The sequence below is a fragment of the Caldimonas sp. KR1-144 genome, assembly GCF_049446155.1.
GTDB lineage: Bacteria > Pseudomonadota > Gammaproteobacteria > Burkholderiales > Burkholderiaceae_C > Rivibacter.
Genome location: NZ_JBMSEE010000001.1, coordinates 168,113 through 188,565 on the forward strand (window position 1 = coordinate 168,113; position 20,453 = coordinate 188,565).

18 protein-coding genes are annotated in these 20,453 nt (G+C 70.9%); 10 read left to right on the forward strand and 8 right to left on the reverse strand.

From position 1 onward, the window contains the following. Nucleotides 1-44: 44 nt before the first annotated feature. The 3 genes from ACO2TI_RS00785 (at nucleotide 45) to ACO2TI_RS00795 (ending at nucleotide 3,417) form a co-directional block, all read left to right on the forward strand. Nucleotides 45-1,514, forward strand: a complete 1,470-nt coding sequence (locus tag ACO2TI_RS00785; RefSeq protein WP_423281502.1) for a TldD/PmbA family protein — start codon at nucleotides 45-47, stop codon at nucleotides 1,512-1,514. Continuing rightward, nucleotides 1,514-2,890 (forward strand): TldD/PmbA family protein, encoded by a 1,377-nt coding sequence (locus tag ACO2TI_RS00790; protein ID WP_423281503.1) that lies wholly within the window; start codon nucleotides 1,514-1,516, stop codon nucleotides 2,888-2,890. The genes ACO2TI_RS00785 and ACO2TI_RS00790 overlap by 1 nt, the downstream gene beginning before the upstream one ends. A gap of 98 nt (nucleotides 2,891-2,988) precedes the next feature. After that, nucleotides 2,989-3,417, forward strand: coding sequence for a cupin domain-containing protein (locus ACO2TI_RS00795; RefSeq protein ID WP_423281504.1), 429 nt, complete (start codon nucleotides 2,989-2,991; stop codon nucleotides 3,415-3,417). Nucleotides 3,418-3,505: 88 nt separating this feature from the next. On the opposite strand, the gene ACO2TI_RS00800 is transcribed toward ACO2TI_RS00795, so the two are convergent. Continuing rightward, nucleotides 3,506-4,162, reverse strand: a complete 657-nt coding sequence (locus tag ACO2TI_RS00800; protein ID WP_423281505.1) for a glutathione S-transferase family protein — start codon at nucleotides 4,160-4,162, stop codon at nucleotides 3,506-3,508. 125 nt (nucleotides 4,163-4,287) lie between these two features. On the opposite strand from ACO2TI_RS00800, the gene ACO2TI_RS00805 reads away from it, so the two are divergent. Beyond that, the gene (locus ACO2TI_RS00805) at nucleotides 4,288-5,508 is read left to right on the forward strand and encodes a polyhydroxyalkanoate depolymerase (RefSeq protein ID WP_423281506.1); all 1,221 of its coding nucleotides are present in this window, start codon (nucleotides 4,288-4,290) and stop codon (nucleotides 5,506-5,508) included. Nucleotides 5,509-5,599: 91 nt separating this feature from the next. Here ACO2TI_RS00805 and ACO2TI_RS00810 read toward each other — a convergent pair whose 3' ends face one another. The 6 genes from ACO2TI_RS00810 to ACO2TI_RS00835 form a co-directional block, all read right to left on the reverse strand. Further along, a complete protein-coding gene (locus tag ACO2TI_RS00810) occupies nucleotides 5,600-6,439 on the reverse strand; it encodes a universal stress protein (protein ID WP_423281507.1) in 840 nt (279 codons plus the stop codon). Nucleotides 6,440-6,542: 103 nt separating this feature from the next. Continuing rightward, nucleotides 6,543-9,752, reverse strand: a complete 3,210-nt coding sequence (locus ACO2TI_RS00815; RefSeq protein WP_423281508.1) for an efflux RND transporter permease subunit — start codon at nucleotides 9,750-9,752, stop codon at nucleotides 6,543-6,545. Nucleotides 9,753-9,850: 98 nt separating this feature from the next. Next, nucleotides 9,851-11,050, reverse strand: coding sequence for an efflux RND transporter periplasmic adaptor subunit (locus ACO2TI_RS00820; protein ID WP_423281510.1), 1,200 nt, complete (start codon nucleotides 11,048-11,050; stop codon nucleotides 9,851-9,853). A 123-nt stretch (nucleotides 11,051-11,173) separates the two neighbouring features. Then, a complete protein-coding gene (gene aroC, locus ACO2TI_RS00825) occupies nucleotides 11,174-12,283 on the reverse strand; it encodes a chorismate synthase (RefSeq protein WP_423281511.1) in 1,110 nt (369 codons plus the stop codon). A gap of 85 nt (nucleotides 12,284-12,368) precedes the next feature. Then, on the reverse strand, nucleotides 12,369-12,692 hold the full coding sequence (locus ACO2TI_RS00830; RefSeq protein ID WP_423281512.1) for a hypothetical protein: 324 nt from the start codon (nucleotides 12,690-12,692) through the stop codon (nucleotides 12,369-12,371). A 259-nt stretch (nucleotides 12,693-12,951) separates the two neighbouring features. Continuing rightward, nucleotides 12,952-13,416 (reverse strand): CBS domain-containing protein, encoded by a 465-nt coding sequence (locus ACO2TI_RS00835; RefSeq protein ID WP_423281514.1) that lies wholly within the window; start codon nucleotides 13,414-13,416, stop codon nucleotides 12,952-12,954. A 122-nt stretch (nucleotides 13,417-13,538) separates the two neighbouring features. Here ACO2TI_RS00835 and ACO2TI_RS00840 point away from each other — a divergent pair, with 122 nt between their 5' ends. From ACO2TI_RS00840 to ACO2TI_RS00855, 4 genes are read left to right on the forward strand one after another with little or no spacing between them, the layout of a single operon-like run. Beyond that, complete coding sequence (locus ACO2TI_RS00840) at nucleotides 13,539-14,840, forward strand: O-acetylhomoserine aminocarboxypropyltransferase (protein ID WP_423281517.1); 1,302 nt, start codon at nucleotides 13,539-13,541, stop codon at nucleotides 14,838-14,840. Continuing rightward, entirely contained in the window at nucleotides 14,837-15,670 is an 834-nt protein-coding gene (locus tag ACO2TI_RS00845) for an alpha/beta fold hydrolase (RefSeq protein WP_423281519.1), read from the forward strand. Before ACO2TI_RS00840 ends, ACO2TI_RS00845 begins: the two co-directional genes overlap by 4 nt. Then, nucleotides 15,667-15,993 carry an Mpo1-like protein gene (locus ACO2TI_RS00850; RefSeq protein WP_423281521.1) on the forward strand — a complete coding sequence of 109 codons (327 nt, stop codon included), beginning with the start codon at nucleotides 15,667-15,669 and terminating at the stop codon, nucleotides 15,991-15,993. The genes ACO2TI_RS00845 and ACO2TI_RS00850 overlap by 4 nt, the downstream gene beginning before the upstream one ends. Before the next feature lie 16 nt (nucleotides 15,994-16,009). Then, entirely contained in the window at nucleotides 16,010-17,383 is a 1,374-nt protein-coding gene (locus tag ACO2TI_RS00855) for a sensor domain-containing diguanylate cyclase (protein WP_423281522.1), read from the forward strand. On the opposite strand, the gene ACO2TI_RS00860 is transcribed toward ACO2TI_RS00855, so the two are convergent. Continuing rightward, entirely contained in the window at nucleotides 17,365-18,600 is a 1,236-nt protein-coding gene (locus ACO2TI_RS00860; protein WP_423281523.1) for a YihY family inner membrane protein, read from the reverse strand. The genes ACO2TI_RS00855 and ACO2TI_RS00860 overlap by 19 nt on opposite strands. Here ACO2TI_RS00860 and ACO2TI_RS00865 point away from each other — a divergent pair. Together ACO2TI_RS00865 and ACO2TI_RS00870 are read left to right on the forward strand one after the other, a co-directional pair. Continuing rightward, nucleotides 18,599-19,015: a DUF2069 domain-containing protein gene (locus tag ACO2TI_RS00865; RefSeq protein WP_423281524.1), complete on the forward strand. Its 417-nt coding sequence runs from the start codon at nucleotides 18,599-18,601 to the stop codon at nucleotides 19,013-19,015. The genes ACO2TI_RS00860 and ACO2TI_RS00865 overlap by 2 nt on opposite strands. A 4-nt stretch (nucleotides 19,016-19,019) precedes the next feature. Then, on the forward strand, nucleotides 19,020-20,420 hold the full coding sequence (locus ACO2TI_RS00870; RefSeq protein WP_423281525.1) for an FAD-binding oxidoreductase: 1,401 nt from the start codon (nucleotides 19,020-19,022) through the stop codon (nucleotides 20,418-20,420). Nucleotides 20,421-20,453: the final 33 nt, after the last annotated feature.

Genomic DNA, 20,453 nt, shown 5'->3' on the forward strand with positions numbered 1-20,453 from the left:
CACCGCCGCGGGCCATGAACCCGCGGCCATCAGCGGAGGCCCCCATGCTCGATACCGTCGAAGCGACCGCGCGGCGCGCGGCCGGCGCCCTGCCCTCCACAGCCCGCCATTGGGCCGTGCGCGGCGTGCGCGAAGTGTCCGAACAACTGAGCGTGCGCGACGACGTCGCCGAGGCACCGCGCCGCTCGCACGACGCCGGCGCGATGGTCACCGTGATCGACGGGGGCCTCGGCTACGCCGCCACCTCCGACGTTTCCGAGGCCGGCCTCGCCACCGCCTTCGAGCGCGCGCATGCGCTGGCGCGTGCCAGCGCCGGCAAGACCGCGCACGACGACGCGGCACTGCAGCCGCCGACCGCGAGCGGGCGCTACGCGAGCGCCGTCGAGCGTCCGGCCGGCAGTGCCACGCTGCCCGAGAAACTCGAGTGGCTGCACGAGGTCTGCGCCGCCGCCAAGGCCGACGCGCGCATCGTCGACCGCCACGCGACGCTGTGGAGCGTGGTCACCGACCAGCTCTACCTCACCAGCGACGGCGCGCGCACCGAGCAACACTGGGAGTTCCTCACGCCCTCGGTGCAGGTCACCGCCCACGACGCCGGCGTCACGCAGGTGCGCTCGAGCGCCGGCCAGTACAACGGCTACTGCCAGCAAGGCGGGCTCGAGGTGCTGGAACGCGCCGGCTTTCGCACGCATGAAGGCCCGCGCGTCGCCCGCGAGGCGCTGGAGCTGGTGGCCGCACCCGTGTGCCCGAGCGGCACGATGGACCTGCTGCTGATGCCGGACCAGATGATGCTGCAGATCCACGAGTCGATCGGCCACCCGCTCGAACTCGACCGCATCCTCGGCGACGAGCGCAACTTCGCCGGCACCAGCTTCGTGACGCTCGACATGTTCGGCCACTACCGCTACGGCAGCGAGCTGCTCAACGTCAGCTACGACCCGACGCGCGCGCATGAATTCGCCGGTTTCGCCTTCGACGACGACGGCCTGCCGGCGCAGCGCGCGCTGATCATCGAGCGCGGCATCCTCCAGCGCCCGCTCGGCGGCAGCCTGTCGCAGGCACGCGCCCGCGCGCTGGGGCATGACATCGGCGGCGTCGCGACCACGCGCGCGTGCAGCTGGAACCGCGCGCCGATCGATCGCATGAGCAACCTGAACGTCGAGCCCGGCACGAGCGGGCTCGACGAGATGATCCAAAGCATCGAGCTCGGCGTGATGATGCACACCAACTGCTCGTGGAGCATCGACGACTCGCGCAACAAGTTCCAGTTCGGCTGCGAGTACGGCCGCGTGATCCGCAACGGCCAGCTGGCCGAGGTGGTGCGCAACCCCAACTACCGCGGCATCAGCGCCACGTTCTGGCGCTCGCTCGCGATGGTCGGCAACGACAGCACCTACGAGGTCATGGGCACGCCGTTCTGCGGCAAGGGCGAGCCCTCGCAAGTCATCCGCGTGGGCCACGCGTCGCCGGCCTGCAAGTTCGCCGCCGTCGACGTCTTCGGAGGGGCCCAGTGATGGACGCACGCGTGCAACTGAACCCGCTCACCCGCCGCGAAGGCTTCGAGGCCCTCGCCGACGCGCTGCTCGGCACCCCCGAGGCCCGCCACGGCGCCGACCGCACGACGCTGCTGGTGTCGGCCGAGTCGAGCGACTTCCTGCGCTTCAACCGCGGCACGCTGCGCCAGGCGACGCAGGTCTCGCAGGCCTACGCGACGCTGGCCGTCGAACGCGGCCAGCGCCGCACCGAGGCGACGGTAGCGCTGTCGGGCGATCTGTCGCGCGACCTCGCAACGCTGTCGTCCGAGCGCGCCGAACTGCTGCGCGACCTCGACCTGATTCCCGACGACCCCTGGCTGCTGGTGCCCGACGCCGCCAGCACCAGCAGCCGCGACGACCACGGCCGCCTGCCCGAGGCCGCGCAGCTGATCGCGCTGGTGCACGGCCTGGCTGCCGGCAAGCACGACTTCGTCGGCTTCTACGCCGGCGGGCCGATGGTGCGCGCCTTCGCCGACACGCTGGGCAGCCGCCACTGGCACCGCGTCGAGAGCTTCCACTTCGACTGGTGCCTGTACCGTCAGGCCGACAAGGCGATCAAGACCGCCTACGCCGGCACGCACTGGGACGACGCGGCCTTCGTCGCGAGGTTCGACGAGGTCGCCGCGCGCGTGCCGCTGCTGGCGCGCGAGCCGCGCACGCTGAAGCCGGGTGCCTACCGCGCCGCTTTCACGCCGACCGCGCTGGTCGAGATCCTCGGCACGCTGGGCTGGAGCGGCTTCTCGCTGAAGTCGCGGCGCACCGGCGTCTCGTCGCTGATGCGCCTCGAACGCGGCGAGGCGGCGTTCGCGCCTTCGCTGCACATCGACGAGGCCGTGGCCAGCGGCACGGCGCCGGCCTTCACGGCCGAAGGCTTCACGCGCCCGGCCAGCGTGCCGCTGGTGACGGCGGGCCGCCTGCCGCGCGAGGGCGGCACGCTGAACTCGCCGCGCTCGGCGCGCGAATACGGCGTCGCGACCAACGGCGCGGATGCCCAGGAGTCGCCCGACTCGCTGCGCGTGGCCGCCGGCAGCATCGCGCACAGCGAGATGCTGCGCGCGCTCGACACCGGCCTGTATGTCAGCAACCTCTGGTACCTGAACTACAGCGACCGCCAGGCCTGCCGCATGACCGGCATGACGCGCTACGCCTGCTTCTGGGTCGAAGGCGGCGAGCTGGTGGCGCCCGTCAACGTGATGCGCTTCGACGACGACGCCCTGCGCCTGCTCGGCGACGGCCTCGTCGGCCTCACTGACGAGGCCGAGTTCCTGCCCAACAGCGACACCTATGGGCAGCGGCAGCTCGGCTCGATCACGACGCCGGGAGCGGTGATCGAGGGCTTTCGGCTCACGCTCTGATCGACGAGGAAGCTTGTGCGCCGCCCTGCTGCGGTGCACAAGCCTTGGCATGCCTGATGCAGGCGGTAAGCCACCACCGCATCGCAGGAGGCCATGCCATGTTGGACACCACCGGCACCCGCTTCTCCCACGTCAAGCCCGGCGACACCGCGTTCAAGGGCGAGGGCTTGCGCGACTTCTTCCTCTACCGCGACCTCGGGGTCGCCGACGCGACGAACGGCAAGGTGATCGCACACCTGGTGAAGGCCAGCGACATCCCGCCCGAGAGCGGCGGCACCGGCTGGCATCGCCACGAGGCCGAGTTCCAGATCGTCATCATGACCAAGGGCTGGGCCAAGTTCATGTACGAGGACAAGGAAACCCTCGTCGAAGCCGGCGACGTGGTGCACCAGCGCCCCGGCATCGTGCACTACCTGTTCGACTACTCGCCGGACATGGAGTACCTGGAGATCGTGAGCCCGGCGGACTTCAAGACGGTGGAGGTCGAGGGGCCATGCGAGATCCCGAAGCCGACACCGTGGAGATGAACGCCCGCCACGCTTGCGGCCTCGTCGCGGCGCTGTCCTCGAGGGGCTTGGCGGCCTTGGGACGACCCGACGGCCGGCTGCCGCCTGATCAGAACTCGACGTCCAGCTCGTCGATCTCCTCTTCCTCGGCCAGCGCGGCCTCGGTCCACTCGACCATCTCGGGCATCGACAGCACGGCTTCGCAATAGCGCCGCGAGGCCTCGTCGAGCGGCACGTGGTAGGTCGCGAAGCGCGTCGCGACCGGCGCGTACATCGCGTCGGCCATCGTGCGCCTGGCGCCGAAGAGATAGGGGCCGCCGTAGCACTCCAGGCAGTCGCGCCAGATCTCGCAGATGCGTTCGATGTCGGCCTGGGCGCGCGCCCAGACCTTGAAGTCCGGGAAGTCGCCCTTGAGATTCATCGGCAACGCCGCGCGCAGGCTCGCGAAGCCCGAATGCATCTCGCCGCAGATCGCGCGGCAGTGCGCGCGCGCGGCCCGATCGGCGGGCAGCAGGCCGGCGCGCGGCTTGACCTCGTGCAGGTACTCGGCAATCGCCAGCGTGTCCCAGACGGTCACGCCCTCGTGGCGCAGGCAGGGCACGAGGATCGACGGCGACAGCAGCAGGATCTCCTTGCGCGCGTCGGCGTCGTCGGGCGGCACGATGCGCTCGTCGAAGTCGAGCTTGGCGAAGCGCGCCAGCAGCCAGCCGCGCAGCGACCAGGACGAGTAGTTCTTGCTGCTGATCGTGAGCGTCGCGCGGGCCATCGGCCGTCTCCTCGCTGGGGCGTCGTCGCAGGCTCCGCAAGCGCTGTGCCACGCGCCCCGTCGCGGTGCCGTCGTGCTTGGCTCGCAAGTTGCACGGACAGCGCATTCCCCCTCGGAGGCACGGCATGATCTACCACGCCTACCAGGCCCACACCGACTGGCTCTGGCCGCTGCGCAGCGCCGCCAGCGCCGCCGCCCCGTGGCTCGGCGACGCCCGTCATGGTGCACGCGACTGGCCGCCGGTGCGCCGTGCCGCCGCATGGTGCGAGCTGGTCTCTCTGGTTCAGATGACGCACAAGCGCCCGGCCTTCGGCATCGACGAGGTGCCGGTCGACGGCGTGCCCCGCCGGGTGGTGGAGGAAGTGCCCTACCGCACGCCCTTCGGCTCGCTGCTGCACTTTCGCAAGCCGGGCGTCGAGGGCCAGCCGCCGCTGCTGATCGTAGCGCCCATGTCGGGCCACTTCGCGACGCTGCTGCGCGAGACGGTGCGCGTGGCGCTCGCCGACCACGACGTCTACATCACCGACTGGCACAACGCGCGCGACATTCCGTTGTCGGCCGGGCGCTTCGGGCTCGACGAGTACGTGGCGCACGTGATCGACTTCCTCGGCCGCATCGGCCCCGGCGTGCACCTGCTGGCGATCTGCCAGCCCTGCGTGCCGGCGCTCGCCGCCGTGTCGCTGATGGCCGAGGACGAGCACCCCGCCACGCCGCGCAGCATGACGCTGATGGCCGGTCCGATCGACTGCCGCGTCGCGCCGACCGAGGTCAACGCGCTGGCGACCAGCAAGCCGATCGAATGGTTCGAGCGCAACCTGCTGGGCGTGGTGCCGCTGCGCTTCCAGGGCGCGCTGCGCCGCGTCTACCCGGGCTTCATGCAGCTCACCGCCTTCATGAGCATGAACCTGGAGCGTCACCTGCACTCGCTCAAGACGATGTACGAGCAGCTGGCCAACGGCGAGCAGGAGCAGGCAGAGCCGACGCGCCGCTTCTACGAGGAGTACTTCGCGGTCGCCGACCTGCCGGCCGAGTTCTACCTCGAGACCGTGCGCCGCGTGTTCCAGGACTACGAGCTCGCGCGCGGCATGTTCGAGGTGCAAGGCCGGCCGGTGCGCCCGCAGGCGATCCGCCGCACCGCGCTGCTGACCGTTGAAGGCGAGCGCGACGACATCTGCGCGCTCGGCCAGACGCTGGCCGCGCACGACCTGTGCGCCGGCATCCGGCCGTACATGAAGTCGCACTACGTGCAGCCCGGCGCCGGCCACTACGGCGTGTTCAGCGGCCGGCGCTGGGAGATGCAGATCTATCCGCTCGTGCGCGACGTGATCCACCACGCTGCGCGATGAAGCCGGACGGCGGCCGGGCGCCGGGCCGCCCCAAGCCCGGCCAGCCCCCTTGGGGGCAGCGCCGCCGCGAAGCGGCAAGCGTGGGGCCTCATCAATGAGACATGAGCACGGCCACGGTCATCTGCTTGAGCACCGACCGCGTCGCGCCGCCGAGCAGCGCCTCGCGGAAGCGCGAGTGGCCGTAGCCGCCCATCACCACCAGATCGTGGCCGCCGTCGGCCGCGCGTGACAGCAGCGCATCGGCCACGCCGATCTCGCTGGGCACGGCCTCGAGCTTGGCGCGCACGCCATGCGAGGCGAGCCAGTCGTCGAGTCCGCCGAAGCCGTCGGCGCGGAACTCGACGCCGACCGCCGGCTTCTCGAAACGGACCACGTCGACCTGTTTCGCGCGGCGCAGGATCGGCAGCGCATCGGCGATGGCGCGCGCGCAGGCGCGGCTGGCGTTCCAGCCGACCAGCGCACGCGTGCCGACGCTTGCCTGCTCCTCGGCAATGTGCGGCACCAGGAGGACCGGCCGCCCGGCGTGCAGCAGCACCTCCGGGGCCAGGCCGGCCAGGTGAGGGGCGGTCTCAGCATGCGGCTGGCCGAGCACGATCAGGTCGGCCGTCAGCGCCGACTCGACGACCGCGACCGCATGGTCGCGTCCATCGACGCGCGCGGCGATCGGCACCACGCCGGCCTGCGCCAGGCGCGAGCGCGCCGTGTCGGCGGCCTCCTGGGCGCGGCGCATCGAATCGGCGAGCGCCCGCTCGACCGTCTCAGCCGCGCCGCCGATCAGGGCGGAAGGATCACCCGGCACCGAAACGGGGTCGGTGGGTGCAAGCACGACGAGCTGCGCGTCGTGCTCGATCGCCAGGCGGGCGGCCACCGCGGTACGAGCTGCGGTGGCGGGCCCACTGTCCACGTGCAGGAGGATGCGCCGATAAGGCATCGCTGTCTCCCGTCGCGCCGGGTCGCGGCGCTTGCAGGGCAATCCTAGCCGCAAGCGCGCCGCAGGCGAACCCGTTTCGACAATCGCAACGTCGGCAAGCGCCCTATTCGCGGTCGGCTGGCGCATAGCCGGGCAGAGCCCCCGAGCCGCTCGGCTCGATGGACGCGGACGGCTGCACTGCGGCCCGGCGGTCGCGTGCGAGGTACGAGTACAGCACCGGCACGACCACCAGGGTCAGCAGGGTCGAGGTGATCACGCCGCCGATGATCGCGCGGCCCATCGGCGCCTGGATCTCGCCGCCCTCGTTGAGCGCCAGCGCCAGCGGCAGCATGCCGAACACCATTGCTGCGGTCGTCATCATGATCGGGCGCATGCGCACCAGGCCGGCCTCGAGCAGCGCCTCGGCGACAGTGGCGCCGCGCCTGCGGGCGTGGTTGGCGAAATCGACCAGCAAGATGGCGTTCTTGGTCACCAGGCCCATCAGCATCACCAGGCCGATCATCGAGAACAGGTTCAGCGTCGAGCCCGAAATCAGCAGCGCCAGCATCACGCCGATCAGCGCCAGCGGCAGCGAGGCCATGATCGCCAGCGGCTGGATGAAGCTGCCGAACTGCGAGGCCAGCACGATGTAGATGAAGATGATTGACAGGCCCAGCGCCATCAGCACGCCCTGAAAGGCCTCCTGCTGGTCGCGCGTCTGGCCGCCGATGTCGAAGCGGTAGCCGGGCGGCAGCTGCCAGGTCTTGATGAGCTTTTGCACGTCGGCACCGACGTCGCCGCCCGGGCGGCCCTGCACGCCGGCGTAGATCGCCTGGCGGCGCTGCAGGTCCTGGCGCTTGATGTTGTCCGGGTTGAAAACCTGCTCGATGTGCGCGATGCGCCCCAGCACGACCGGCGTGCCGTCGCGGCTGTAGGCCACCGGCAGCGACTCGATCTGCGCGATGTTCTCGCGCGACTCGCGCGGCAAGCGCAGCTCGACCTCCACCTGCTCGCCGTCGGGCGCGGTCCAGTAGGTCGCGACATCGCCATTGACGAAGGCGCGCAGGCTGCCGGCGAGCTGTTGCGGCGTGATGCCCAGCTCGCGCACCGCGTCTTGCTTGAGCCGCACCGCGTAGGCCGGCATGCCCGCTTCCACCGAGGTCTGCAGGTCGGCCACGCCGGGGATCTTCTTCACGGCATCGGCGAGCTTGAGCACCTCGCGTTCGAGCACCGCCGGGTCGGGGCCGAGCAGCGCGACATAGATCGGCCGCTGGCCGAGCGCGACGTCGATGCCGGGAATCGAGCGCAGGGCCTCGCGGATGCCCTCTTCGATCTGCTTTTGCGTTCGCTTGCGCTCCAGGCGCGGATGCAGCAGCACACCGAGCTCGGCCGCGTTGCGGCTGCCCTGCCCCGCGTCGCCGATCGTCGCGGTCAGCGACTTGACCTCGGGGAAGGCTTTCACCGCGCGCTCCACCTGCGCGATCTTGTCGCTCGCGCGCTCCAGGCTCACGCCGACCGGCAGCTTGACGTTGAGCTGGATGTAGCTCTGGTCGCTCTCGGGCACGAACTCGGTGCCGACCAGGGGCGTGAGCATCACGGCGCCCACGAAGCTCAGGAAGCCGCCCCACAGGATGATGCCGCGCGGCGTGATCGTCGCGCGCCGCGGCTTGAGCGCCGCGAGCTCGCCATGGCGGATCGCGCGCCACAGGCCGATCGACGGCAGCCAAAGGCGGTAGTGCCTGCCCGAGAAGACCCAGCGGATCTTGCTCTCGTAGAGCGAGTGGAAGACGTCCATCACGCGATCGGTCGCGCGCATCAGCCAGCCCAGCACCGGCAGTTTGGCCAGGCGCGTGCCGGGCGGGTCCTTCCAGATGCTCGAGAGCATCGGGTCGAGCGTGAAGCTCACGAACAGCGACACCAGCACGGCCACCGTGACGGTGATGCCGAACGGGAAGAAGAACTTGCCGATGATGCCCTTCATGAAGGCCACCGGCACGAACACCGCGCAGATCGCGAAGGTGGTGGCCATCACCGCGAGGCCGATCTCGTCGGTGCCCACGCGCGCGGCCGTGTGGTGGTCGGCGCCCATGTGGACATGGCGCACGATGTTCTCGCGCACGACGATGGCATCGTCGATCAAGAGGCCGATGCACAGCGACAGCGCCATCATCGTCATGAAGTTCAGCGTGAAGCCGAACGCATAGACGGCAATGAACGAGGCGATCACCGAGATCGGCAGCGTCAGGCCGGTGATCACGGTCGAGCGCCAGCTGTGCAGGAACAGGAACACGATCGCCACCGTCAGCAGCGCGCCTTCGATCAGCGTGCGCTTGACGCCTGCGAGCGAGTCCTTGACCCACTCGCTGTCGGCGTAGACCAGGCGCAGCTCCACGCCGGGCGGCAGGCCCTGGCGCAGTTCCTCGGCGGCGCGCTTGATCTCCTCGCCGGTGTCGACGATGTTGGCGTCCTGCTGCTTGAAGACGTTGAAGTTGATCGCCGGCTGGCCGTCCAGGCGCGCGAGCGACTGCGGCTCCTGTTCGCGCTCGACCAGCGAGCCCAGGTCGCCGAGCGTGACCACGGTGCCGTTGCGCGTGGAGACCACCACGTCGGCAAAGGCCTTGGCGTCGCGCACCTTGCCCTCGACGCGCACGATCGCCTCGGCCTGCGTGCTTTGCAGCAGGCCGACCGGCACGTCGGTGTTGGCGCGCTGCAGCGCGGCGGCCACGTCGGCCGGCGTGAGCATGTGGGCGCGCAGGCGCTGCGGGTCGAGGTCGATGCGCACCTGGCGCACCGTCATGCCGCCCACATCGACGCGCGCGACGCCCGAGACGCGCTCGAGCCGCTTGCGCACCACCTGGTCGGCCAGCAGCGAGAGCTCGCGCGCGCTGCGGTCGGCGCCCATCAGCGACAGGTAGACCACCGGCTGCGCGTTGTCGTTGTCGAAGCGGCTGACCAGCGGCGACTTGACGTCGCGCGGGAAGGTCGGCGCAAGCACCGCAACCTTGTCGCGCACGTCCTGCATCGCGCGGTTCATGTCGGCCTCGAGATTGAACTGCACGACGGTGTCGCTGCGGCCCTCGCGGCTCGTCGACATGATGCGCTTGACGCCCGCGATGCCGTTGATCGACTGCTCGACCGGCCGCGTGATCTCGGTCTCGATCGCCTCCGGCGACGCGCCCGGGTAGCTGATGCTGACGAACACCACCGGCGGGCTGATGTCGGGCAGGCGCTCGACGCGCAGCTGGGCGTAGGAGAACAGCCCGAGCACGCACAGCGCGATCATCATCATCGCGGCGAACACGGGGTTGTTGATGGAAACGCGCGTGATCCACATGGTGGACGCTCCCGACAGCAGCCGCTGCGATGCCAGCGGCGAGAACGATGGGGCGACCGGCTACAAGGGCCGGTCGGTCCGGCAAATCAGGCCGGCGCTCAGGACGCCGGGCGCGGCGTCGACGCCGAGGCGGCCGGCGCGACGTTCGAATGGCCCGTGACCTCGGCCAGCGCGCCTTCGCGCAGATTGTCGAAGCGCGCCGCGAGCACCATGGACTCCGGCTTCAGGCCCTGCAGCACCTCGACGCGCCCGCTGGCAACGTCCTTGCGGCCGGTGATCACGACGCGGCGCACCAGGGCGCCGTTCTCGACCGTCCAGACGAAGTCCTGGCCCGAGGCCTGGCCGATCGCGGCCACCGGCACCGTCAGGCGCGGCGTGGGGTCCTCCAGCGTGACCGCGGCCTGGGCGTACTGGCCGGCGCGCAGCACCTCGCTCTTGTTGTCCAGCACGACCACCACGCCGATCGCGCGCGTGCCGGCCTCGGCCGACGGCGCGATGCGGTCGATGCGGCCCACGACCGGCTTGGCCATGCCCTCGACCTTGACCTCGACCGCCTGCCCCACCTGCAGCACCGAAACCTCGTGCGTGGCCACCGTGCCGGCCAGCTCCAGCGTCTTCAGGTCGACGATGGTCAGCAATTGCTGCTCGGCACTGAGCTTCTCGCCGGGCACCACGTGGCGCTTGCCGATGATGCCGTCGATCGGCGCCACGAGGGCCGCCTCGCGCATCGAGATGCGCTGCGTCTCAAGCTGGGCCTGGGCCGACTTCAACGCGGCACGGGCCGCGTCGAGCCGCGCCTGCGAGGATTGCAGCGCGGTCGACGAGATGAAGTTCTGCGCCGCCAGCCGCGTGTTCGAGTCGTGCATGCGCTCGGCCTCGATCAGTGTCGCCTGGGCCGACTCGATGCCGGCGCTGCGCTCGTTGATGCGCGCCTGCAGGTCGGCCAGGTCCATGCTGCCCAGCGGCTGGCCGGCGCGCACCCGGCTGCCTTCGGCCACCGCCAGCGACAGCAGGGTGCCGGCGGCCTTGGCGCGCACGACGGCCGTGCGGGGCGCGACCAGCGGGCCGGTGAACTCGACGCGCTGCGGCATCGGCGCCAGCAGCGGCCGCGCCACCTCGGCGGGACCGAACTGCAGCGGCGGCGCCGGCGTCTCTTCCTTCTTCTTGCCGGGGCCGAGGCGGGAGGACAGCGCGACGCCCGCCCCTGCGAGAAGGACCACGACGATCGCGGCGGTGATCGCCCGGCGGCGGCGCTTCGTGGGCGCGGCGACGGGCTGGACGAGGGTGGCTTCGTTCATGGGCCGCGAGTCTAAGTGGGCCGTCTGACGAAAGGTTCCCATCATGCGACGGATTGCAGTTCGGCGGGAGCGAACCGCAGGGCGGCGCGACAGGGGTCCGGCGCCGCGCGACGAAGCGACGCGTCAGCCGCGCGAACCGGGTGAAGCGGGGATGGCCGGCGTCGGCACCGAGACATCGCCGCACTGGGCGCGATGGCGCAGTGCATGGTCGATCAGCACCAGGGCCAGCAGCGCCTCGACAATCGGCGTCGCGCGGATCCCGACGCAGGGATCGTGGCGGCCGTGCGTGACCACCTCGACCGGCAGGCCGGCCTTGTCGATCGAGCGGCGCGGCAGGCGGATCGAGCTGGTCGGCTTGATCGCGATCGAGACGCGGATGTCCTGGCCGGTCGAGATGCCGCCCAGCACGCCCCCGGCGTGGTTGCTCAGGAAGCCCTCGGGCGTGAGCTCGTCGCCGTGCTCGCTGCCGTGCTGCGCCACGCTGGCGAAGCCAGCCCCGATCTCGACGCCCTTGACGGCGTTCAGGCCCATCATCGCGTAGGCAATGTCGGCGTCGAGCTTGTCGTAGATCGGCTCGCCCCAGCCGACCGGCACGCCCGCCGCTTCCACCACGATGCGCGCGCCGACCGAGTCGCCGGACTTGCGCAGCGCGTCCATCTGGGCCTCGAGCGTATCGATCTGGCTCGCGTTGGGCGCGAAGAACGGGTTGTGGTCGACGTGCTCCCAGCCCTCGAAGGTGATCTCGGTGGCGCCCAGCGCGGCCATGCCGGCGCGCAGCTTCACGCCGTGGCGCTCGGCGAGCCACTTGCGCGCCACCGCGCCGGCGGCCACGACGGGCGCGGTCAGGCGCGCCGAGCTGCGCCCCCCGCCGCGCGGGTCGCGGATGCCGTACTTGTGCCAGTAGGTGTAGTCGGCGTGCCCGGGGCGGAACGTGTCGAGCAGGTTGCCGTAGTCCTTGCTGCGCTGGTCGGTGTTGCGGATCAGCAGCGCGATCGGCGTGCCGGTGGTGCGGCCTTCGTAGACGCCGGAGAGGATCTCCACGGCATCGGCCTCCTGGCGCTGCGTCACATGACGCGAGGTGCCGGGGCGGCGGCGGTCGAGCTCTGGCTGGATGTCGGCCTCGCACAGAGACATGCCGGGCGGGCAGCCATCGATCACGCAGCCGATCGCCGGTCCGTGCGACTCGCCGAAGGTGGTGACGCGAAACAGGTGGCCGAGGGTGTTGCCGGACATGGCGCAAGCGAGAGGCGTTCGGCGCGCGAGGCGCAATGCGCCATTGTCGCCGACGCGGCGCCTCGTCCTGAGACGGGGACCGGGCTCAGAAGCGGCAGCCGATGCGCACCTGGGCCTGCACGTCCACGTTGGTGTCGCCGCGTTCCTGCTTCATCCGCGCCGGGGCTCGAAGCTGCGCGGCGCAGTCGCTCGGCTCGAAGCCCAGGCCGCGCAAGAAGGCCTTGGGGGCGTCGGTGGCGATGCGCAGCGCGTGGTGGGCACGGCGCGGCGGCGCGCCGGGAATGGCGTCCACCGGCATCTCGACCACGCTGACGCGTTGCCACAGCGGCCGCGGCGCCGTGATGCGAGCGGGCTCGATCGCGTCCTTCGCACCTTCGGAACCGAACGGGTGGCTCGGCGGGAGGCTCAATCGCAGCGGGGGCGCAGCGGCAGGAGCCTCCACGGCCGGCCGCGGCTCGGCCTGCACAGTGATGTTCGCAGCGGCGAGCGCCGTCCCGAGGGCCAGGACACGGGCGGTCCGGGCACCGTACCAGCTTCCTTGACGCGCGCGGCTTCCCACTCCTGCTCCCCAACGCGGCGACTGATGCCGCTGCCTGAGATGCAGTCTGGGAGCGTTGCCTTAATCCCGCCTTAGGACGGCACGCCCGTCCCGCGAACGCACGACCGGCTTACTGCTGTTGCTGCTGGGCCTGCGCGTCCTCGACCGGCCAGTCGCGGATGTAGGCCTTGAGCATGCGGTTCTCGAAGTCCTGGCTGTCGACCACGGCCTTCGCGACGTCGTAGAACGAGATCACGCCCATCAGCGTGCGGCCGTTCATCACCGGCATGTAGCGCGCATGGCGGTTGAGCATCATGCGGCGCACCTCGTCGATCTCGGTCTCGGGGGTGCAGGTCAGCGGATGGTCATCCATCACGGTGCGCACGATGGTCGTGCCGACCGTGCCGTCGTTGCCGACCACGGCCTGGATCACCTCGCGAAAGGTCAGCATGCCGACCAGGTCGCCGTGCTCCATCACGACCAGCGAACCGATGTCGCGCTCGGCCATCGTGCGCACGGCTTCGGCCAGCGGCAGGTCAGGGGAAACGGTGTAGAGCGTGCCGCCCTTGACGCGCAGGATGTCGCTGACTTTCATGGCGGTGCTCCTTGGGGAAATGCGCTTCGGGTGATGCGGCCAATATAGCCCACAATGCCGCGCGACGAACACGGGCGCCGCCACGAGCGACGCCCCTCAAATCCGCTGTAGAGGAGACCCCGATGCCCGGCGCATCCGATCCCGGCTTCGACACGCTGGCGCTGCACGCCGGCGCCGCCCCCGACCCGGCCACCGGCGCGCGCGCCGTGCCGCTGCATCTTTCGACCTCCTTCGTCTTCGAGAGCAGCGACCACGCGGCGGCGCTGTTCAACATGGAACGCGCGGGCCATGTCTACTCGCGCATCTCCAACCCGACCAACGCCGTGTTCGAGGAGCGCATGGCCGCGCTCGAGGGCGGCGCCGGGGCGATCGCCACGGCGAGCGGCCAGGCGGCGCTGCACCTGGCCGTTGCCACCTTGGCGGGTGCCGGCTCGCACATCGTCGCGAGCTCGGCCCTCTACGGCGGCTCGCACAATCTGCTGCACTACACGCTGCGCCGCTTCGGCATCGAGACCAGCTTCGTGAAGCCGGGCGACCTCGACGGCTGGCGCGCCGCGATCCGGCCGAACACGCGACTGCTGTTCGGCGAGACGCTCGGCAATCCGGGCCTGGACGTGCTCGACATCGAGGCGGTCGCGGCCATCGCGCACGACGCCGGCCTGCCGCTGCTGGTCGACTCGACCTTCACGACGCCGTGGCTGCTGCGCCCGTTCGAGCACGGCGCCGACCTCGTCTACCACTCGGCCACCAAGTTCCTGTGCGGCCACGGCACCGTGGTCGGCGGGGTGCTGGTCGACAGCGGCAATTTCGACTGGGACGCCTCGGGCCGATTCCCCGAGCTGACCGAGCCCTACGAGGGCTTCCACGGCATGGTATTCACGGAGGAGAGCACCGTCGGCGCCTTCTTGCTGCGCGCGCGCCGCGAGGGCCTGCGCGATTTCGGCGCGTGCATGAGCCCGCACACCGCCTGGACCATCCTGCAGGGCCTGGAGACGCTGCCGCTGCGCATGGCGCGCCACGTCGACAACACGCGCCGGGTGGTCGAGTTCCTGTCCAAGCAGGCGATGGTCGAGCGAATCGGCTATCCCGAGCTGCCCGAACACCCCAGCCACGCGCTGGCGCAACGGCTGCTGCCGCGCGGCTGCGGCGCGGTGTTCAGCTTCGACCTCAAGGGCTCGCGCGCCCAGGGCAAGGCCTTCATCGAGGCGCTGAAGCTGTTCTCGCACCTGGCCAACGTCGGCGACTGCCGCTCGCTGGTGATCCACCCGGCCTCGACCACGCATTTCCGCATGGACGACGACGCGCTGCGCCAGGCCGGCATCGGCCCGGGGACGATCCGCCTGTCGATCGGCCTCGAAGATCCGGCCGACCTGATCGACGACCTCGGCCGCGCGCTGAAGGCCGCAGCGAAGGTGGCCGCATGAAGATCGATCTGCAAGGCCGCAGCGCCTACGCCTACACCGGCGGCCGTCCGTTCGACGCCGCCCTGCCCTGCGTCGTGCTCGTGCACGGCGCGCTCAACGACCACAGCGTCTGGGGCCTGCAAAGCCGCTACCTGGCGCATCACGGCCACTCGGTGCTGGCGGTCGACCTGCCCGGCCATGGCCGCAGCGAGGGCCCGGCGCTTTCGAGCGTCGAGGCGATGGCCGACTGGCTGGTCGCCCTGCTGGACGCGCTGGCCGTGCCGCGCGCGGCCATCGTCGGCCACAGCATGGGCTCGCTGATCGGCCTGGAGACCGCGGCGCGGCTCGGCGAACGGGCGACACGGCTCGTGATGGTCGGCACCGCCTACCCGATGACGGTGTCGCCGACCCTGCTGGACACCTCGCGCGACGATCCGCCGCGGGCGATGGCGATGGACAACGTCTTCGCACATTCCACCCTCGCCGCCAAGCCGTCGGCGCCCGGGCCCGGCACCTGGCTGCACGGCGCGGCGATGGCGCTCAAGCGCCGCATGCAGGGCAACTACGCCGCCCGCCACGGCGGCGCCAGCCTGTTTCACATCGACTTCAGCGCCTGCAACGCCTACGCCGGCGCCGAAGCGGCCGCTGCCCGGGTACGCTGCCCGGCGCGCCTGGTGCTGGGCACCAAGGACCAGATGACGCAGCCGCGCATGGCCGCCGGGTTGGCTCAGCTGCTGAAGGCCGACACCATCCGTTTGCCGGCCGGGCATTCCCTCATGACCGAGGCGCCGGACGGCGTGTTGAATGCGATCTGGACCTTTCTCGCCAACAAGACGGAGGCTGCAGCATGAGCACGCAGGGCGCGGTCGACCCGCATTCGTTTCACAGCTTCGGCGAGTTCTATCCCTTCTACCTCGGCGAGCACAGCAACCGCACCTGCCGGCGGCTGCACTTCGTCGGCTCGACGCTGGCGCTCGTGTGCTTCGCCGTCGTGCTGACCACCGGCTCGCTGCAGTTCCTGATCTACGGCCTGCTGTGCGGCTACGGCTTCGCCTGGCTCGGCCACTTCGGCTTCGAGAAGAACAAGCCCGCCTCGTTCAAGCGCCCGCTCTACAGCTTCATGGGCGACTGGGCGATGTACCGCGACATCTGGCTGGGCCGCATCCCGTTCTGATCCGGCGGGCACTGCCATGCACGCCGACGACCGCGTCGGGCACATCGAGCGGCTGGTCGCCGCGATCGACCTGCCGATGGGCCGCTGGGAGCGCCGCGATGACGGCGAGGCGGTGCTGTGCTTCGTCAACCCGCCCTACCTGCGCTGGGCCGGCCGGCCGCGCGAGGCGCTGATCGGGCGCACGCTGCGCGAGAACTACGGCGACAACGCCTGGGCCGCCGCACGCAGCGCCTTCGAGCGGGCTTACGGCGGCGCAACCGTGTTCTACGAACGCCTGCTGACCCACCGCGGCGGCACGCCGCGCTGGGCGCGCGTGCAGGTCTTCCCCGACCGCGACGAGCACGGCAACGTCGAGGCGGTCTACACGATCGCCTTCGACATCCATGACGACGTCACCGCGCGCGAGACGCTCGAGGCCGCGCGCCGCCGGCTCGATCACTTCACCGACAACATTCCCTACCCGCTGACCTACCTGGACCGCGGCTGCGTGGTGCGCTTCATCAACAAGGCCTACGTCGAGGCCACCGGCACGCCGCCCGAGGCCATCCTCGGCCGCCACATCGGCGAGGTGCGCGGCGAGCGCCTGTGGCGCGAGCACTGGCCGTTCTACGAGCGCGCACTGGCCGGCGAGACCGCCACCTACACGCGCCTGGTCGAGCTGCCGCAGGGCGCGCGCTGGCTGCGCACCAGCTACGTGCCCGACCGCGACGCCAACGGCAGCGTGGTCGGCATCTACACCTCCACGATCGACGTGCACGAGCTCACGCTGGCGCGCGAGCGCCTGCAGCGCAGCGTCGAGGAGGACGCGGTGACCGGCGTGTTCAGTCGCCGCGCGATCATGGAGCGCCTCGAGGCGGCGCTGCCGCTGGCCAGCGCCGAGGCGCCGGTCGCGCTGTTCTTCGTCGACCTCGACGGCTTCAAGTCCGTCAACGACACGCTCGGCCATCGCGAGGGCGACCGGCTGCTGCTGGCCGCCGCGGCCGCGCTGCAGTCGGCCGTGCGCGCCGAGGACGCCGTCGGGCGCTTCGGCGGCGACGAGTTCCTCGTGCTCGCGCGCGTGCGCGACGACGCCGGCGCCGAGGCGCTGGCGCGCCACCTGCTGGACGCCGTGCGCGTGTGCAGCGCTGGGCTGCAGGTTGCGCACCGCGTCAGCGCGAGCATCGGCTATGCCCTTGCACCGGAAGACGGCGACCATGCCGCGCGCCTGGTGCAGCGCGCCGACGAGGCGATGTACGAGGCCAAGCGGCTCGGACGCGACCGCGTGCTGCGCTGCGCGGTGCTGCGCACCTCGGTCGCCGCCGGGCCGCCCCAAGGCGACCGGGCCCCCACGGAGGGCAGCGAACGAAGTGAGCGTGGGGGCTCCTCGTCGCCTCAGGCGTCGAGCAGCTGACGCAGGCTGATGTCCTGGAAGCCGGCGCGCTGCCAGAACGCGCGCACGGTCGGCGTCGGCTCGAGCAGCAGCGCGGCCATCAGCGGCTGCGCCGGCGTGAAGTCCGGATCGGCCAGCAGCACGAGGCGGGGGTCATCGCCCTCGTCGAGCCGCGCGATCCAGTCGAGCCCGAGCAGGGTCTCGACGATGGGCTCGATCTGCAGCGGATCGGCGCGCAGGCTCTCGGCCAGGCGCGCGGCGCTCAAACCGTGGGTGGATTGCGTGCGCGCCAGCGCGAGCTGGCGCAGCATCGCGATCGCGAGGTCGAACTGGAAGCCCGGCGTTTCCGGACGGCGCACGACGCGCATCGCAAGGCTCGGCGCGTAAGCGGCGATCACTGCGCCGAACAGCACGATGACCCAGCCGAGGTAGAGCCAGATCAGGAAGATCGGCACGGTCGCGAAGGCGCCGTAGATCGTCGAGTAGGTCGGCACCTGGCCGAGGTACCAGGCCAGCCCCTTCTTCGCCAGCTCGAAGCCGACCGCGACGAACAGCCCGCCGGCCCAGGCGTGGACCCAGCGCACCGGCGTGTTCGGCACGTAGTGGTAGAGCGAGGTGATCGCTGCGGCCAGCAGCAGGAACTCGATCACGTTGAGCAGGAAGCTCACGCCGCCGGGCAGCGAGCCCACCACGCCGCGCGAGGCCGAGATCGCGTACGAGGTCATGGTCAGGCTGATGCCTAGCAGCAGCGGCCCGAGCGTCGCGGCGGCCCAGTACACGAGCACGCGCTGCGCGATCGGCCGCGGCTTGCGCACGCGCCAGATCGCGTTGAGCGTGCGGTCGATCGTCAGCATCAGCGCCAGCGCGGTCAACACCAGCACCACCAGGCCCAGCGTGCCGAGCCGGTTGGCCTTGAGCGCGAACTGCGTCAGCGCACCCAGCACCGGCTTGGCGATGTTGTCGGGCACCAGGCTCTGGATGAAGTACTTCTCCAGCGCGCCCTGGAAGCGCGAGAACATCGGAAAGGCGGTGAAGATCGCCAGCGTGACGGTCGCCAGCGGCACCAGCGCGATCGTGGTCGTGAAGGTCAGGCTGCTCGCGGTGAGGCCGAGGCGATCCTCGCGAAAGCGCTGCCGCAGCGTGCGCATCGTTTCGAGCCAGGGCCAGGAGGACAGCGTTTGCGCAAGCCGCGCGAGCCGCTCGCGCAAGGGCACTCGCAGCGCGGAAGGAACATTCATGCTGGCTATCATGCCAGCCATGTCTGGAGAGAACGCCATCGGTGCCGAGGCGGCGCATGCGCCATCGTCGATCGAGTTGTCGCGCCGGCTGGCGCTCGTGGCGCTGGTTGCGCTGATCGCGCTCGGCCTCGCGTGGGAACTGTGGCTCGCGCCGACCGGCCGCGGCACGCTGGCGATCAAGGTGCTGCCGCTTGCGCTGGCCCTGCCCGGGCTGTTCACGCGAAGGCTCTACACGTTTCGCTGGCTGAGCCTGCTGGTGTGGCTCTACGTCGCCGAAGGGCTGGTGCGCGCGACCAGCGAGCCGGCACCGGGTGCGCTCCTGGCGCTCGTCGAGGTGGCGCTCGGCGTCGCGCTGTTCGCGGCCTGCGGCTGGCACGTGCGCGCGCGGCTGGCGCAAGCGAAGCGGGAGGCTTGAGCCCATGGCCTTGATCGAAGAACTGCGCAGCGCCGTCGGCACGGCGCACGTGCTGACCGAGGGCGACCTCTCGGCCTGGGAGCTCGACTGGCGCCGGCGCTGGCGCGGCCGCGCGCTCGCTGTGGTGCGGCCCGCCTCGACCGCCGAGGTGGCTGCGGTCGTGCGTGCCTGCGCCGCGCACCGCGTGCCGCTGGTGCCGCAAGGTGGCAACACCGGCTTGGTCGGTGGCGGTGTGCCCGACGACAGCGGCGAGCAGGTCCTGCTCAGCCTCACGCGGATGAACCGCGTGCGCGAACTCGACCGCGCCAACGCGACGATGACCGTCGAGGCCGGCTGCGTGCTGCAGGCCGCTCAGGAAGCGGCCGCAGCGGCCGGACTGCTGCTGCCGCTGTCGCTGGCCGCCGAAGGCAGCTGCACGATCGGCGGCAACCTCGCGACCAACGCCGGCGGCACGCAGGTGCTGCGCTACGGCACTGCGCGCGCGCTGTGCTTGGGGCTGGAGGTCGTCACGGCCGCCGGCGAGGTCTGGAACGGCCTGTCGGGCCTGCGCAAGGACAACACCGGCTATGACCTGCGCGACCTCTTCGTCGGCAGCGAAGGCACGCTGGGCGTGATCACTGCCGCCACCTTGCAGCTGCAGCCGCAGCCGGCCGCGCGCACCACGGCACTTGCCGCCTGCGCGTCGCTCGAGGCCTGCGTCGCGCTGCTGGCGCGTGCGCGTGCCAGCCTTGGCCCGGCGTTGACCGGATTCGAGGTGATGAATGCGTTTTCGCTGGCGCTGGTCACCAAGCATTTCCCGCAGCTGCCACGCCCGCTGCCGGCGGCGCCGTGGACGGTGCTGCTGGAGCAGTCGGACGCCGAGGGCGCGGAGCACGCGCAGCAGCGCTTCGAAGCGCTGCTCGAAGCCGCGCTCGAGGCCGGCGAGATCGACGACGCCGCGGTGGCCGCGAGCATCGAGCAGTCGAAGGCACTGTGGCATCTGCGCGAGAGCATCCCGCTCGCGCAGAGCGAGGAAGGCCTCAACATCAAGCACGACATCGCCCTGCCCGTCTCGAGCATCCCAAGCTTCGTCGCCTCGACCGATGCCGCGCTCGAGGCGGCCTTTGCCGGCGTGCGGCTGGTCGACTTCGGCCACCTGGGCGACGGCAACCTGCACTACAACGTGCAGTGTCCCGAGGGCGGCGATGCGGCCGCGTTCCTGCATGAGCACGAGGAGGCGGTCAACGCGATCGTCTACGACGCCGTGATCGCGCATGGCGGATCGATCTCGGCCGAGCACGGCATCGGCGCTCTCAAGCGCGATGAACTCGCGCAGCGCAAGGATGCAGTGGCGCTGGGCTTGATGCGTGCGATCAAGCAGGCGCTCGATCCGCAGGGGATCATGAACCCCGGCCGCGTGCTCTAGGCGCGGCGCCGCGCGCCTACTCGCGCATCAGCT